Origin of the sequence: Flavobacterium sp. Sr18, from assembly GCF_011064265.1 — a bacterium.
Taxonomy (GTDB): domain Bacteria; phylum Bacteroidota; class Bacteroidia; order Flavobacteriales; family Flavobacteriaceae; genus Flavobacterium; species Flavobacterium petrolei.
Window position 1 is genome coordinate 1,248,791 of the sequence record NZ_CP049329.1, and the last position, 15,087, is coordinate 1,263,877.

General features: G+C 34.2%; 14 protein-coding genes. 9 read left to right on the forward strand and 5 right to left on the reverse strand.

The window, feature by feature from the left end; translation table 11 throughout:
• The first annotated feature begins 29 nt into the window (after positions 1-29).
• Complete coding sequence (locus G7A72_RS05525; RefSeq protein ID WP_165151752.1) at positions 30-1,181, forward strand: glycosyltransferase; 1,152 nt, start codon at positions 30-32, stop codon at positions 1,179-1,181.
• Here G7A72_RS05525 and G7A72_RS05530 read toward each other — a convergent pair.
• From G7A72_RS05530 to G7A72_RS05550, 5 genes are read right to left on the reverse strand one after another with little or no spacing between them, the layout of a single operon-like run.
• Positions 1,129-2,430, reverse strand: a complete 1,302-nt coding sequence (locus G7A72_RS05530) for an O-antigen translocase (protein WP_165151753.1) — start codon at positions 2,428-2,430, stop codon at positions 1,129-1,131. The two genes, G7A72_RS05525 and G7A72_RS05530, sit on opposite strands and share 53 nt — an antisense overlap.
• On the reverse strand, positions 2,430-2,999 hold the full coding sequence (locus G7A72_RS16590; protein ID WP_165151754.1) for an acyltransferase: 570 nt from the start codon (positions 2,997-2,999) through the stop codon (positions 2,430-2,432). Before G7A72_RS16590 ends, G7A72_RS05530 begins: the two co-directional genes overlap by 1 nt.
• Positions 3,000-4,124, reverse strand: coding sequence for a DegT/DnrJ/EryC1/StrS aminotransferase family protein (locus tag G7A72_RS05540; RefSeq protein ID WP_165151755.1), 1,125 nt, complete (start codon positions 4,122-4,124; stop codon positions 3,000-3,002).
• A complete protein-coding gene (locus G7A72_RS05545) occupies positions 4,121-5,074 on the reverse strand; it encodes a GNAT family N-acetyltransferase (protein ID WP_165151756.1) in 954 nt (317 codons plus the stop codon). The genes G7A72_RS05540 and G7A72_RS05545 overlap by 4 nt, the downstream gene beginning before the upstream one ends.
• 35 nt (positions 5,075-5,109) lie before the next feature.
• On the reverse strand, positions 5,110-5,712 hold the full coding sequence (locus G7A72_RS05550) for a trimeric intracellular cation channel family protein (RefSeq protein WP_113665326.1): 603 nt from the start codon (positions 5,710-5,712) through the stop codon (positions 5,110-5,112).
• A 162-nt stretch (positions 5,713-5,874) separates the two neighbouring features.
• Here G7A72_RS05550 and G7A72_RS05555 point away from each other — a divergent pair, with 162 nt between their 5' ends.
• From G7A72_RS05555 to G7A72_RS05590, 8 genes are all read left to right on the forward strand, one after another.
• Entirely contained in the window at positions 5,875-6,660 is a 786-nt protein-coding gene (locus G7A72_RS05555) for an RNA methyltransferase (RefSeq protein ID WP_165151757.1), read from the forward strand.
• A 53-nt stretch (positions 6,661-6,713) separates the two neighbouring features.
• Positions 6,714-8,261, forward strand: coding sequence for a serine hydrolase (locus G7A72_RS05560; RefSeq protein ID WP_165151758.1), 1,548 nt, complete (start codon positions 6,714-6,716; stop codon positions 8,259-8,261).
• 97 nt (positions 8,262-8,358) lie between these two features.
• Positions 8,359-10,581 carry a bifunctional (p)ppGpp synthetase/guanosine-3',5'-bis(diphosphate) 3'-pyrophosphohydrolase gene (locus G7A72_RS05565; protein ID WP_165151759.1) on the forward strand — a complete coding sequence of 741 codons (2,223 nt, stop codon included), beginning with the start codon at positions 8,359-8,361 and terminating at the stop codon, positions 10,579-10,581.
• A gap of 120 nt (positions 10,582-10,701) precedes the next feature.
• Positions 10,702-11,184: a Fur family transcriptional regulator gene (locus G7A72_RS05570; RefSeq protein WP_113665502.1), complete on the forward strand. Its 483-nt coding sequence runs from the start codon at positions 10,702-10,704 to the stop codon at positions 11,182-11,184.
• Between the two features lie 31 nt (positions 11,185-11,215).
• Positions 11,216-12,487, forward strand: coding sequence for an adenylosuccinate synthase (locus tag G7A72_RS05575; protein WP_165151760.1), 1,272 nt, complete (start codon positions 11,216-11,218; stop codon positions 12,485-12,487).
• 79 nt (positions 12,488-12,566) lie between these two features.
• A complete protein-coding gene (locus G7A72_RS05580) occupies positions 12,567-13,598 on the forward strand; it encodes a glycoside hydrolase family 5 protein (protein ID WP_165151761.1) in 1,032 nt (343 codons plus the stop codon).
• 20 nt (positions 13,599-13,618) lie between these two features.
• The gene (gene nudK, locus G7A72_RS05585) at positions 13,619-14,200 is read left to right on the forward strand and encodes a GDP-mannose pyrophosphatase NudK (RefSeq protein WP_165151762.1); all 582 of its coding nucleotides are present in this window, start codon (positions 13,619-13,621) and stop codon (positions 14,198-14,200) included.
• Entirely contained in the window at positions 14,200-15,081 is an 882-nt protein-coding gene (locus G7A72_RS05590) for a DMT family transporter (RefSeq protein ID WP_165151763.1), read from the forward strand. Before nudK ends, G7A72_RS05590 begins: the two co-directional genes overlap by 1 nt.
• Positions 15,082-15,087 lie beyond the last annotated feature (6 nt).

A 15,087-nucleotide genomic window follows, 5' to 3' on the forward strand; every position in this document is an offset into this window, starting at 1 on the left:
ACACAAATATAAATAATTCCGCATTGTAAATGAAAATACTTTTGATTGGCGAATACAGTCGTTTGCATAATTCCTTAAAAGAAGGATTGGTGGCGCTGGGACATGAAGTAATTTTGTTGTCATCAGGAGATTATTTCAAAAAATTCGATTCCGATTATTCTTTTCATTCCTCCTTTTTATCCGGATATTGGTTGCCTCGAAAGATAAAAAATGTCATTCATAAACTCACTGGAATCGATTTAGAAAAAGCTGAAAGAGGGCTTCGTTTTTATCTTTTAATACCCAAATTACAGAACTTCGATCACGTACAGCTCATTAATTCTGATGCCATTGAAACATTTCCTTTTTTTTCCAGATTTCTCTATAAAAAATTATTCAAGAAAATTAAAAATCGGAGCTTATTGATTTGTGGTGATGAAACTCCGGTTATTGATTATTTGCTAAAAAGGGAAACTGATTACAGCATTTTGACTCCTTATTTTAAGGATAATTCGTTAGAAAAACATTTTGAATATCCATTAAAATACACCTCCAAAAATTACCGAAAAACCTTTGATTGGTTAGTCGAAAACTGCCAAAACATGATTGCTTCCGACTTAGATTATAAAATTCCGATGGAAAAAATGGGATATTCGGTTTATTTTATTCCAAATCCAGTCAACACTAGAAAAATCGACTTTCAAGAACAAAAAATCAATGATAAAATTGTAGTTTTTCTTGGAATAAATCGCGCCAGTTACATCAAAAAAGGGATTCCATATTTTGAAAAAGCACTGCGAATAATTCAGGAAAAATATATTGAAAAAGTTACTGTGATTATCAGCGAAAATCTTCCTTACAAGGATTATATAAATTTATACAATACTGCACAAATCGTGCTAGATCAAATGTATGCTGAAGACCAAGGATACAATGCGCTTGAAGCTATGGCAAAAGGAAAAGTAGTTTTTACTGGTGCCGGAAAAGCCTTTATGGGATATTATAATTTAACAGAAAAAGTCAATATTAATGCGCTGCCAGATGTAGATTATTTAGTGAATGAACTTTCCTTTTTGATCGAAAATCCCGAGTCCATAGTCGCTATTGGAAAACGAGCGAGAGCATTTATTGAAAGAGAACATGAATATGTTAATATTGCGAGTCAGTATCTGAAAGCTTGGAATTCCAAAACAACTTCCTAAACATCCATAAAATTAAAATAAACAAAATTAAATTTGCACAAAAATAAGCCTGCAAAGCTCCTTCGAAAGAAAAAAGCGGCACTAAATAAAAAGAAAGTAAAAGATACGATACATTAAAAACTATTTCAAGAAAAAAGTATTTCTTAATACGAGCTTTGACTACGATTTGATAGCCAAAAGCTAATGTCATTATCCTTAAAAAGTCACCTAAAAGTTGCCAAATCAGCACTTCATTCACTTTTGAAAACGCTGCAGTAAAAGCGATATCTAATATAATTCCTTTCAACAAATAAACGGCTACTAATGCCGTAAAAAACAGCGGAACGAAAACTTTAAAATAGGACTTCAATTCCATTTTAAAAGCTTCATCTGTAGTCAACGAAGCTAATTTTGGCATGTAGTATAAAGACAATCCTGAACTAAAAACCAACATGTAAAAACTGGAAAATTTATTGGTCGCATCCCAAATTCCCGCTTCTTGAATAGAGTGCGTTTCAATTATGAAATTCCGGATAAGCATTAATGTTGCAGGAGCAATTACAGCGCTTAACAATGCCATCGAAGAAAATTTCTTGATAACATTTAGGTATTTCTTTTTTAAAATTTTTCGAAAACTGAATGTAAAATAATAGCTTTTATCTTTTAAAACAAATGCAAATGTCACTAATACCATCACTAATTCGCCTAAAACAACGGCCAGTAATCCTCCGTTTATTGCTTTGTTGACTATTAAAAAAGCGGTGAAACCAAAAATTAGCACATTCGAAATAATTTGGAGAATCACAATTTTTTTAAACTTTTCTAAGGCGTTATAAATTGCCATCCAAAACGTATTGATAACGATTAAAGGCAATAGCAATCCAAAAAAACGAATGTGATTCGCAAACGAATTGGTGAAAAATAAAAATTCGGAAATACCATTGGCAAATACTAAAGTAAACAAACCCAAGACGGTTGAAATTATGAGGAAAAACCAAAAAAAAGTAGCGTAAATGACTCCTAACTCTTCCTCATCATCTTTATTTTCAACGAATAATTTTATAAAAGAATTGTTTATACCCAAAATCGCTACGGACTTCATCATTGCTGTGAAATTCCTGAAACTCCCTAACAATGCCATTCCAGAAGTTCCTAAATAAACGGATACAATCTTTGTCGCAAAAATTCCCAAAACAAAACTCACCGCTACCGAAATAGAATTAAAAGATACTACTTTTAAAAGTGTATTTTGTTTTAGGGATTTCAACATTATAAATTTCTTATGACTTTAGCGGGATTTCCTGCGGCAAATACATTCGCAGGAATGTCTCTTGTCACAATTGAACCACTTCCAATAACTGAATTTTCTCCAATTGTCACGCCTTTTAAAATTGTTGAATTATAATATATGGCAACATTTTTTTTAATAGTGATTTCAGCAGTTTTAGGAATTCCTGTCATTCTTTCTTGGGCACTTAAATCATGCCCGTCACTATCAATAATAAAACAATTAATTCCAATCATAACCTTATCTTCGATTGTAACTTTCGATTTTGCATAAATTGAGACTCCATTACTAAAAACTACATTATCACCAATTATAACTTCACTTTCATGATCCATTGACAAAATATAATTGTAATTAGAATAGTAACATGAAGATTCTACGACGCCATTTTGAAAATTTTTACCAAATTGTACCTTCCCATTTCCTTTTAAAAGTAAGGGGAAATATAACTTAGGTTTTCCCGAAACTCTTTTGCAATCGGAAAGGGATTTATATTTTTTGATTCGCAAAGTAACAAAGCAAAATTGTTTTATTCTACTAATTAATCCCATTTAATATTGATTTAAAATTGCAATAATAAAACCCACCTCATCATCTGTCAAAACTGGACTTATAGGCAAACTCAATACTTCATCATGAATTTTTTCAGTAATTGGAAACGACAAATGATTCCATCCCGAAGTTTCGGGAGATAATGCTTTTTGATTATGCGGCGGAACTGGATAATGTATAACCGTTTGGACTCCATTCCTATCTAAATAGTCTTGTAAATCCAATCTGTTTTGGGTTCGAATGACGAACAAATGAAAAACATGATTAGATTGCTTCGTTCCTAGCAATGACACTGTTGGAAGAATTATTTTATCGTTTTTAATTTCGGATAAATAGCGTTTAGCAATTGTTCTTCGCTTTTCATTTTCAGCATCTAAAAACGGTAATTTCACATTTAAGAAAGCCGCTTGCAGTTCATCTAATCTTGAATTTATACCAACATAATCATTGTAATATTTGGTTTCTGAACCATAATTCCGAAGGGATTGAATCACTTTGGCTAATTCAAAATCATTTGTAGTAACTGCGCCGCCATCACCTAATGCTCCAAGATTTTTCCCTGGATAAAAACTGTACGCTACGCTTGATTTTTGATTGCTGATTACTGATTCTTGATTTCTGATTGCGCCGTGAGCCTGAGCTGCATCTTCAACAACCAGTAAGTCATTTGAAACAGCAATTTTATGTATTGCATCCATTTCTGCCAATTGTCCATAAAGATGAACTACCAGAATCGCTTTGGTTTTTGAGGTAATCTTTTGAGAAATTAAATCAGGGTTAATGTTGTAGGTTTCCAATTTTGGCTCGACCAAAACAGGAATTAAATCTGCTTGTAAAATAGCCAGAATACTCGCAATATAAGTGTTTGCCGGAACAATAACTTCATCGCCTTTTTGCAATTTACCTAACTGAAAATATCCTTTGAAAATCAAAACTAAAGCGTCAAAACCATTTCCAACGCCTACACAATATTTAGTGCCGCAATAGTTCGCAAAACTGGTTTCAAATTCCTGGACTTCATTCCCTAAAATATACCAACCGGTATCTAAAATCACTTTCAATTTTTCTTGAAAAGCAGTTTCATACGGTTCGTTTATTTTTTTTAAATCAAGAAATGGTATCATATAAAATTCATTTTATAAAAATCCTGACTATAAACAGAGCATCCTAATTCTTCTTTTTGTTTCAAAAGTCCAGCGTGATATCCTTTTTCATTGTCCTCATTTACGATTCCCATATCAAAAAAAAGTTTGCCTTCGCTCTTGTATTTCTCTATTAAATTAATAAATAAAAAATCCAAAGCGCGCAACTCTTCCCCTTTTTTAGTGGTAGCTCCATATTGCGATTTGACAACGGTTTCTGTTTCGAATACAGTAATTCCTGCAATAATAACATCTTCAAAATACACTGAAAACTGTTTGATATTATCTGGAAATTTTTCTTTTAACAAGGTAATTTCTGCTAACTTATGTACAGGTGTAGCATTATACTTTTCAAATAATCTTGGTTCTAAAACCAATTCCCAAAAAGATTCTAATTGCTGTTCTTCGACCATTTCTAAATCGAGTTCTTCAATTTTTCTGAAATGTTTGAGTTTACTTTTTGAAATTGTTAAAGGCATGATGGCTAAATTAATACCTAAATTCATTTCTTTTTTGTCTAAAAACGCTCCTTTTTTAAGCATAAAAAATTCCATTTCGGCGTTGCCCTTCGAAGTATAGAATAACGGAATAGATTTAAAAAAGAACGATCGCACCTCATTTTCTTTAAAAAAAGACAAAATAGAATCCAGAATCTCTTCTACTTTTTCTCCATTTAATTTTGATGAATAAACCAACCCGCCATATGTCAATCCTTGATGGGAATAAACGATGTCTCCTACTCTATTTGCCGGCAAAACAGCAATCAGTTTTTGGTCATCAAAAACCATCAATGAAAAATCCTCGAACCGATCTTTGTGGTATTCCATAAAATCTCGGTGAAATAAAAAAGTAGCATTTTTGGCCTGACCAATAAAGGCATTCCAATTCGCATAATCACTTTCCCGATATGGTTTGACAGAATAATTTTTCACTGTTAAATTTTAGACTCTGTTAAAGTAATCAATTTTTATTTATGTTCTAAAGTAGGCAAATACCATTTGAATTTTACGGCCATTAAACGAACAGAAATGATAACAATTGAAGTAGTCAAATACAGAATATCATTCTCTAAATTCAGTTTTCGAAGCAGGAAAAAGACAATTCCGCCCAAAATACAAATCGTGGCATAAATTTCTCTTCTAAAAATAACAGGGATTTCAGTACACAAAATATCTCGGATAACTCCTCCAAAACAGGCTGTCATGGTTCCTAAAGCAATACAAATTACAGGATGAAGTCCAATATTGATTCCTTTTTCAAGACCAATCAAGGTAAAAACACCCAAGCCAATCGTGTCAAATAAAAACAAGGAAGTTCGTAATCTGTCGAATTTTTTTCGGAAAAGAATTGCCAAAACAAACCCGATGATGATCACATAAACGTATTTTAAATCCAGCATCCATCCTACCGGAGTTCGCCCAATCATAATGTCCCGCAGGGTTCCGCCACCAACAGCAGTAACAAATGCAATAATAAAAACCCCAAAAGGATCGAGTTTTTTACTCATTGCTGTCAATGCGCCCGACATGGCAAAGGCCATCGTACCGATGATGTCTAATAAATGAAACATTTTGATTGGGATTTTGACAAAAATAGAGAAAATACTCGTGAAATCAGCCTGAAATACCTACAATTAATGAAACTTATGCATCCAAATAAATATTCAAATCGGATTAGAAAAGTGGATTTTCTCTATGTATCTTTGTTGCTACTAATTAAATAGTTGAAACTCTTGAAACAAATCACTTCGATACAAAACCCTTATATCAAATCTTTAGTGCAATTGCAGGAAAAAGCGAAAGCCCGCAAGCAAACCGGTACTTTTTTAATGGAAGGAAAACGCGAAATTTCGATTGCCATCAAAGGCGGTTACGAAATGGAAACGCTATTGTTTTTACCTGAAATTTGTTCCGAAACGGATGCCAGAACATTATCCAAAAATGCGGAGTTGATAGAAATCAACAAAGAAGTCTATCAAAAACTGGCGTATCGTGATACCACCGAAGGAATTTTGGCTGTAGCCAAAACAAAATCGATGCAATTAGCCGATTTGAAATTATCTGAAAACCCTTTGATTCTTGTTGCCGAAGCACCGGAAAAACCAGGAAATATCGGCGCTTTGCTTCGTACCGCCGATGCTGCTAATCTGGATGCGGTGATTATTGCCAATCCAAAAAGCGATTTATACAATCCAAATATTGTGCGTTCTAGCGTGGGCTGTTTATTTACGAACCAAATTGCAACTGGAACCACATCAGAAATTATTGCTTTTTTGAAAGAAAGAAACATTAATTTTTATTGTGCGACTTTACAAAACTCCACCTCCTATCACACTCAGGATTATACGACTCCAACGGCATTAGTCGTAGGAACGGAAGCTACAGGATTGACCGAAGAATGGAGAAAAGAAGCGACCCAAAATATTATTATTCCGATGCAAGGCGAAATCGATTCTATGAATGTCTCGGTTGCCGCAGCCATCTTAATTTTTGAAGCCAAAAGACAAAGAGGGTTTTAGATTTTAGATTGCAGATTAACGATTTTTGATAGCAGATTTAAAAACAAAAAAATATGAAAAATAATTTATTCGTTGTAATAGCATTAATTTCAAGCACACTTTCTTTCGCACAAATCAGCTCCCCGCAAGTGGATGAATTAGTCGATCGCACTTTAAAAACATTCAATGTTCCTGGAATTGCAGTGGCAATAGTCAAAGACGGAAAGATTATTCATGCGAAAGGATATGGAGTAAAATCAATTTTGACTAATGAAAAAGTGGATGTGAATACGCTTTTTGGAATTGCATCTAATAGTAAAGCGTTTACAAGCGCTGCTTTGGCCATGTTAGTTGATGAAGGAAAAGTAAAATGGGATGATAAAGTCATCAAATACCTTCCTAATTTCAAGATGTATAATGACTATGTAACGAATGAATTTACGATTCGCGATTTATTGACCCATAGAAGTGGATTGGGTCTTGGCGCTGGAGATTTAATGATTTGGCCTGACGGAAGTAATTTTACAGCACAAGATATTATTCAGAATTTGCAATACTTAAAGCCGGTTTCGGCATTTAGAACGCAATACGATTATGACAATTTACTTTATATAGTTGCCGGCGAAGTTATTCGCGTAGCAAGCGGTTTGAATTGGTGCGATTTTGTAGAAGAACGCATGATGAAACCTTTAGAAATGAATCATAGCGCCGCTTCTTTTTTACGTTTAAAAGACACCACAAACATCATTGCGCCGCACGTTCCTATTGACGGTAAACTAAAAGTAATCAAACGCTACCAAAACCAACTTTTTGATGCTGCAGCCGGTATTTACTCCAGTGTAAATGATTTGAGTAAATGGACAATAATGCAAATGAACAACGGGAAATATGGTGTTGATAACAAGCAATTATTTTCTAAAAAAGAACATGCAGAAATGTGGCAATTACAAACCATAATTCCTGCGGCCACAAGACCTCCTTACAATACACATTTTAGTGGTTACGGATTGGGCTGGTTTTTAAGCGATGTAAAAGGATACAAACAGGTAACGCACACCGGCGGATTAGAAGGAATTGTTACGCAAGTGACTCTTATACCAGAATTAAATCTGGGAATTATTGTATTGACCAATCAGCAATCAGGAGCGGCATTCAGAGCAATTACCAATACTATAAAAGACAGTTATTTAGGAATCCAATCCGAGGATTATGTGACTAATTACAGTGCGAGTTTAAAGGAAAACGAAGCTTCTGCTGACAAAGTAACTGATGAAGTTTGGGCAACCATAGCCAAGAATAAAAAAGACAAAATCAAAATTGATTTCAAAAGCTTTACAGGAACATACAAAGACAATTGGTTTGGTGAAGTTGAACTTTCAGAGAAAAAAGGGCGCTTGTATTTTGCTTCAAAACGTTCTCCACAACTTACCGGTGAAGTTTTTTTCTACAAAGACACTAATTATGTGGTAAAATGGGACAATGCCTATTTTCATGCTGATGCCCATTTATTTTTTGAATGTGATGCAACTGGAAAAGCCGTACGATTAACGATGAAGCCTATTTCTGAGCTAACTGATTTTAGTTATGATTTTCAGGACTTAGATTTTAGTAAAGTACAATAATCAAGTTGAATGTCACATTTGTTATTTGCACCACGAAACCTTTTTACTTGCACATCTCCCAACTAATTTCTATTTTTAGAAAATGAACCATGCCGCTATGACAGAAATTGATATAGAAAAAGAAAATAAAGCAATTGCTCAAGAATACAAAGAATTACTTCGTATTAGCTACCAAACGTTAAGTGATGAAGATAAAAAACTCATCCGAAAAGCATTTGACGTTTCTGTAGAAGCACATAAAGAACAACGACGAAAATCTGGCGAAGCCTATATTTTTCATCCTATTGCTGTCGCAAAAATTGTTGCTTCAGAAATAGGTTTGGGAGCAACATCTATTGCAGCTGCATTACTGCACGATGTTGTCGAAGACACACCCACTACTGTTCAGGATATCGAACGTTTGTTTAATCCAAAAGTGGCTCAAATCGTTGAAGGATTAACAAAAATATCATTGGTACAAAAAGATCTGAATGTTTCCATGCAAGCAGAGAATTTCCGTAAAATGATATTAACGTTGAATGATGATGTACGCGTAATTCTGATTAAACTAGCCGATCGTTTGCACAACATGCAAACCATGGATTCGATGCATGAGGACAAACAAACCAAAATTGCATCCGAAACCTTGTATATTTATGCACCTTTGGCACATCGATTGGGCTTGTACAACATAAAAACTAAACTAGAAGACTTAGGGTTAAAATATACGGAACCTGCCATTTACAAAGAAATTGTCAGTAAAATAAAAGAAACCAAAGAAGAGCAAGATGCTTATATTGAAGATATTTCTAATGTCCTGAAAGCCTCTTTAGATGCCGAAGGAGTTGAATATATTATAAAAGGACGTCCAAAATCTATTTATTCTATTCGCAGAAAAATGCAGGCGCAAAACGTGAGTTTTGATGAAGTGTATGATAAATTTGCGCTGCGTATTGTATACAAAGCAACTCCACATGAAGAGAAATTCGTTGCTTGGAAAATATATTCAATCGTAACGGATCATTATAGACCGAGTCCAAGCCGTTTGCGCGATTGGATTTCGTCCCCAAAATCTACCGGTTACGAAGCCTTGCACATTACAGTAATGGGACCAAAAGGGCGATGGGTTGAAGTACAAGTTCGAAGCGAACGTATGGATGAAATTGCCGAAAAAGGATATGCCGCACATTACAAATACAAGAACGGGGCTACCGAAGAAAGTGGTTTGGATGTATGGTTAAATTTACTAAAAGAAGCTTTAGAAAATTCCGAAACAAATGCAGTAGATTTTGTAGAAGATTTCAAAATGAATTTATATTCTAAAGAAATCTTTGTTTTTACTCCAAAAGGAGAAATAAAATCATTGCCTAAAGGAGCCACTTCACTAGATTTCGCGTTCAGTATTCACTCTGAAATAGGAATTCGTACCAGAGGAACGCGTGTCAATGGAAAATTAGTCCCTTTGAATTTCGAATTAAAAAGTGGGGATCAAATTGAAGTTATTACTTCACAACATCAAAAACCAACCATTAACTGGCTGGATTATGTGACGACCTCGAGAGCTAAAACAAAAATTAAAAACGTTCTAAACGAAAACACCAAGAAAATTGGTGAAGAAGGAAAAGAACTGCTCACCAGAAAATTAAAACATTTAAAGATTACTTTAAGTGAACAAGTGATTAATGAATTGGTCAACTTTTTCAAACTAAAAACAAGCCTGGACTTATTCTACAGAATTGGAATTGGCGCTATTGAAAACCAACAGCTTAAGGATTACGCTGCGCAAAAGAGCAATACTTTCATAAATTTTTTCAAAAATAAGATGAAACGCTCTCCAAGCAACACTTCGGATGAGGATATTCATAAACCAGTAATTAGCAGTAATTATGACATGCTCGTTTTTGGGAAAGAACACGACAAGCTGGATTATAAATTATCGCCTTGCTGCAACCCAATCCCCGGAGATGACGTTTTTGGATTTGTAACAATCAATGAAGGAATAAAAGTGCATAAAAAAGATTGTCCTAACGCCATTGGTATGCAATCAAATTATGCATACCGAATCATGTCAGCAAAATGGATTGATTCATCGCAAGAAGAGTTCAAAGCCATTATAAACATCACCGGTATGGATGTTCTTGGACTTACCAACCAATTGACAAAAGTGATTTCGAATAACATGCATGTGAATATACAGAGCATTTCTTTGAGTACTGATGCGGGAATTTTTCACGGTCAGGTTGCCGTAATTGTTCAAAACAATACAATATTGAAAAAAATGATCAGTAACATCAAAAAAATTGATGGAATCGATAAGGTAACACGGGAGTATAAAACATAGAAAAGTGATATTGTTTATTGGAGTCCGTCTTTAGGATTTTCAAATACAAACGGAATAAACTTGAAACTAAACAAACCGGAAACTTTAAACTTTAAACTAAAAAATTTATCTTTGCCAGATATGACACTCATTTCCACAGATAATACCAAAAATCAAGAAATTGTAAAAAATGTTTTTACAATGTATCTTGAAAAAAAAGGACATAGAAAGACTCCTGAACGCTATGCTATCCTTCAGGAAATTTACGATAGCGAAGAACATTTTGATGTAGAGAATCTTTATATCAAAATGAAAAATAAAAACTATCGTGTGAGTAGAGCAACTCTTTACAATACGATTGAATTATTATTGGACTGTGCTTTAGTACGCAAACACCAATTTGGACAAAATCAGGCACATTACGAAAAATCGTACTTTGACAAGCAGCACGATCATATTATCATGACGGATACTGGCGAAGTAATTGAGTTTTGTGATCCAAGAATTCAAAGTATCAAGAAAACAATTGAAGAAATATTTGATATAGATATTACCAACCACTCGTTATATCTGTACGGAACTAAGAAACAAAAGAACAACTTGGACGAAGAAAATCGTTCATAAACATAAAAACTAACTACAAATAACATTCAGAATGACGGTAGATTTATTACTAGGATTACAATGGGGAGATGAAGGAAAAGGAAAAATTGTTGATGTTTTAACTTCAAATTATGACATTATTGCTCGTTTTCAAGGAGGTCCAAACGCAGGGCATACTTTGGAATTTGACGGAATAAAACATGTTCTAAGAACTATTCCTTCTGGTATTTTTCATAAAACTGCAATAAATATCATTGGAAACGGAGTTGTAATTGATCCTGTAGTTTTTCAAAAAGAAATTGAAGGCCTTGAGAAATTTAATTTAGATATTAAAAGTAAATTAATCATTTCAAGAAAAGCACATTTAATTTTGCCTACTCACCGTTTATTAGACGCCGCTTCTGAGGCTTCTAAAGCTAAAGCAAAAATTGGTTCTACATTAAAAGGAATTGGCCCAACGTATATGGACAAAACCGGAAGAAACGGAATCCGTGTAGGTGATATCGAATTAGAAGATTTTGCAGATCGTTACAGAGCTTTGGCTGACAAGCATGAAGCAATGATTAAATTCTATGATGTTGCAATCCAATATAATTTAGAAGAATTAGAAAAAGAATTTTTTGAAGCTATCGAAGAATTAAAAAAATTAGATTTCATTGATAGTGAAGAATATTTACACCAAGCGCAAAAAGCTGGTAAATCAATATTATGTGAAGGTGCTCAAGGTTCTTTATTGGATGTTGATTTTGGAACGTATCCATTCGTAACTTCATCTAACACTACTGCTGCTGGTGCTTGTACCGGTTTAGGGATTGCTCCAAATAAAATCAAGGAAGTATACGGGATTTTCAAAGCTTACGTAACACGCGTAGGAAGTGGCCCGTTCCCTACTGAACTTTTTGATGAAGATGGCGCAACTATGGCACGCGTAGGAAATGAATTTGGATCTGTAACCGGAAGACAAAGACGTTGTGGCTGGTTAGACTTAGTAGCACTTAAATATGCTGTTCAAGTGAATGGTGTAACGCAATTGATGATGATGAAAGGCGATGTACTTTCAGGATTTGAAACCTTGAAAGTATGTACGGAATACAATTATAAAGGAGAGAAAATTTCTCATTTCCCTTATAACATCGAACCAGAAAATGTAACTCCAGTATATCAGGATTTCAAAGGATGGAAACAAGATTTGACAGGTATGACAACCTACGATGAATTACCGACAGAGTTGAAAGAATACATTGCATTCATTGAAAAAGAAGTAGAAGTTCCTATTAAAATTGTTTCTGTAGGTCCGGACAGAAAGCAAACTATTCTGAAATAAGATTACCAAACGCTCTGAAAATTCAGAGCGTTTTTTTTATACTTTAGTAATCGAATAGCTAACCCATTTTCAGCTCACCATGATACCAAAACAAGAAAAATTTTTACAGTACGCAATTCTATTTGCTTGTTTTAGTATGCTTTTGTCTTGTAGGGAGGAGCAAGATATTACTTTAAGCACTGACAATCATAAATATAGCATCAAAGGAAATAAAATATTGAAAGACAACCAACCCATTCAGTTGATTGGAACAAATTCATTTCAAGTTTTTGGGGCAAATGACCTAAAAATGAGTAGTTGGAATATGGACATAGCGCGGGAATTTATAGGAAATGTTCAAGAACAACCCTTAACCGGTATGCCTATAAAAGACAGTAATGGTTCTTTTTTACATTCATTACAAAGTATTGTGGATGGAAATCGAAAAAATAACAGAATTACTATTTTATGCGGTTTTGGTTGGGACGGAAAAAACGAAACAGAATTTACAGGCAAAAGTCCTTCAAAAACCATTTGGTGGAAACCCTATAAAGAAAAACTACAAGAATGGGCGTTGCATTTTAAAAATCAACCAGATGTATGGATCGAAGTATGGAATGAGCCCTACAGATTTGACAGAGCTGATGGTTATACTGATGAAGTCTGGGAAAAAGACATGACAGAACTTGTTGCCATTATTAGAATTACAGGTAATCCCTCCATCATTCTTGTACCATGTGCTGAACAAGGACAAGACGAAAGTGTTTTGCTAAAAAAAGGGAATTCTTTTCTACAAAAAAATTCTAATATTGTCTTTGATATTCACGCATATGAAAAATGGCTATTAGATAGTGAAATTGCAATAGACAATAGGCTGGATTTATTAAAACAGCAAAACTTACCAGTCCTTTTTGGAGAAACAGCACCTATGAATGCAGGGATTTTAATGGACCCTCGCTATTTTCTTAATGCTGTATACAATAGAGGATTTTCTGTATGTGCATGGGTATGGAAATACGATAAAAATGACCAAGATGCACTGCTCACTGCTGATGGTACTCCTAATGACACCAACAATAATAACTGGGGCTCCACGTATAAAAACTTAGCTGCTAAACCTCGAAATCCTTAAAAATATTATTACAAAATAAAATGAAAAATCCAACTATTAAAATCCAAAACACTGAAATTCTGTCTGACAACTGGTATATATTAAACAAAGTAACTTTTGGCTATCAAAAAAAAGACGACTCTTGGATTACCCAAAAAAGAGAAGTTTACGATAGAGGAAACGGCGCCGCCATTTTACTTTATAACACACAACAAAAAACAGTTATTCTAACGAGACAGTTTCGCTTGCCAACGTACCTTAACGGAAATGAAACCGGAATGATGATTGAGGTTTGCGCAGGACTTTTGGACCAAGATAATCCGGAGCAATGCATCATTCGAGAAACTGAAGAAGAAACAGGATATCGTATTTCTAAGGTCAAAAAGGTGATGGAAACGTATATGTCTCCCGGTGCTGTAACTGAAATTTTATATTTATTTGTTGGCGAATACGATGAATCTATGAAAGTAAGCGACGGTGGTGGAGTGGAACATGAAGAAGAAAATATAGATGTGATGGAAATGACTTTTGACGAAGCTTATGCTATGATCGAAGCCGGTCAAATACAGGATGCAAAGACAATTATGTTATTACAGTATGGCAAAATTCATAATTTGGTTTAATGAGCAATACGACTAAAGGAGTTTTTTTTGCCTTATTTGCTACCTTACTATGGTCTGTAAATATGGTAATTGCCAGTGGGATAAAAGGTCACATTCCCCCTGTTGGATTGGCTTTTTGGCGCTGGACTGTTGCTTGTATTGTTTTGGCTCCATTTGCTATAAAAAGCACTTATGAAAATTTCAAAATGGTAAAGAAACACATTCGGTATCTCACGCTTACAGCCGTATTAGGAATCACTATTTTTAATACGCTAATTTACTTTGCGGGGAAAACAACGAGTGCAGTCAACTTATCTTTAATCGCCATTTCAATACCGTTATTTATTGTTGTACTCTCCAGAATTATTTTTAAAGAGAAAGTCTCCAACATAAAAATAGTGGGAATTGCAACCATAATCACAGGAGTTCTAGTACTTATTTCCAAAGGTTCCTTATATGCATTACTGCATATCAACTTTACTATTGGGGATTTATTAATGCTTGTAGCTTGCTTCTTTTTTGCTTATTACACGATATTGGTTCGACAAAAACCAGATGAATTAAGTCCAAAAGTATTTTTGTTCAGTGTTTTTGTAATTGGTACAATTTTACTGTTTCCGTTTTACATGTATGAACACCTCTATTATAAAAAAGTAATTTTTGACACTAAAACAGTTTTGGTAACCACTTATGTAGGCATCTGCGCTTCCTTAATTTCATTTTATTTATGGAACGAAGCCATTCGGTTAATTGGAACTTCAAAAACAGCCTTAATTTATTATTTGATTCCGGTCTTTAGTGGAATTTTGGCGTATTTTTTTCTAAATCAAGCCATTTTACTAACCCAGATCATAAGCATGGGAATCATTATTTCCGGGTTATTAATAACCAATAAGAAGTAAAGCATT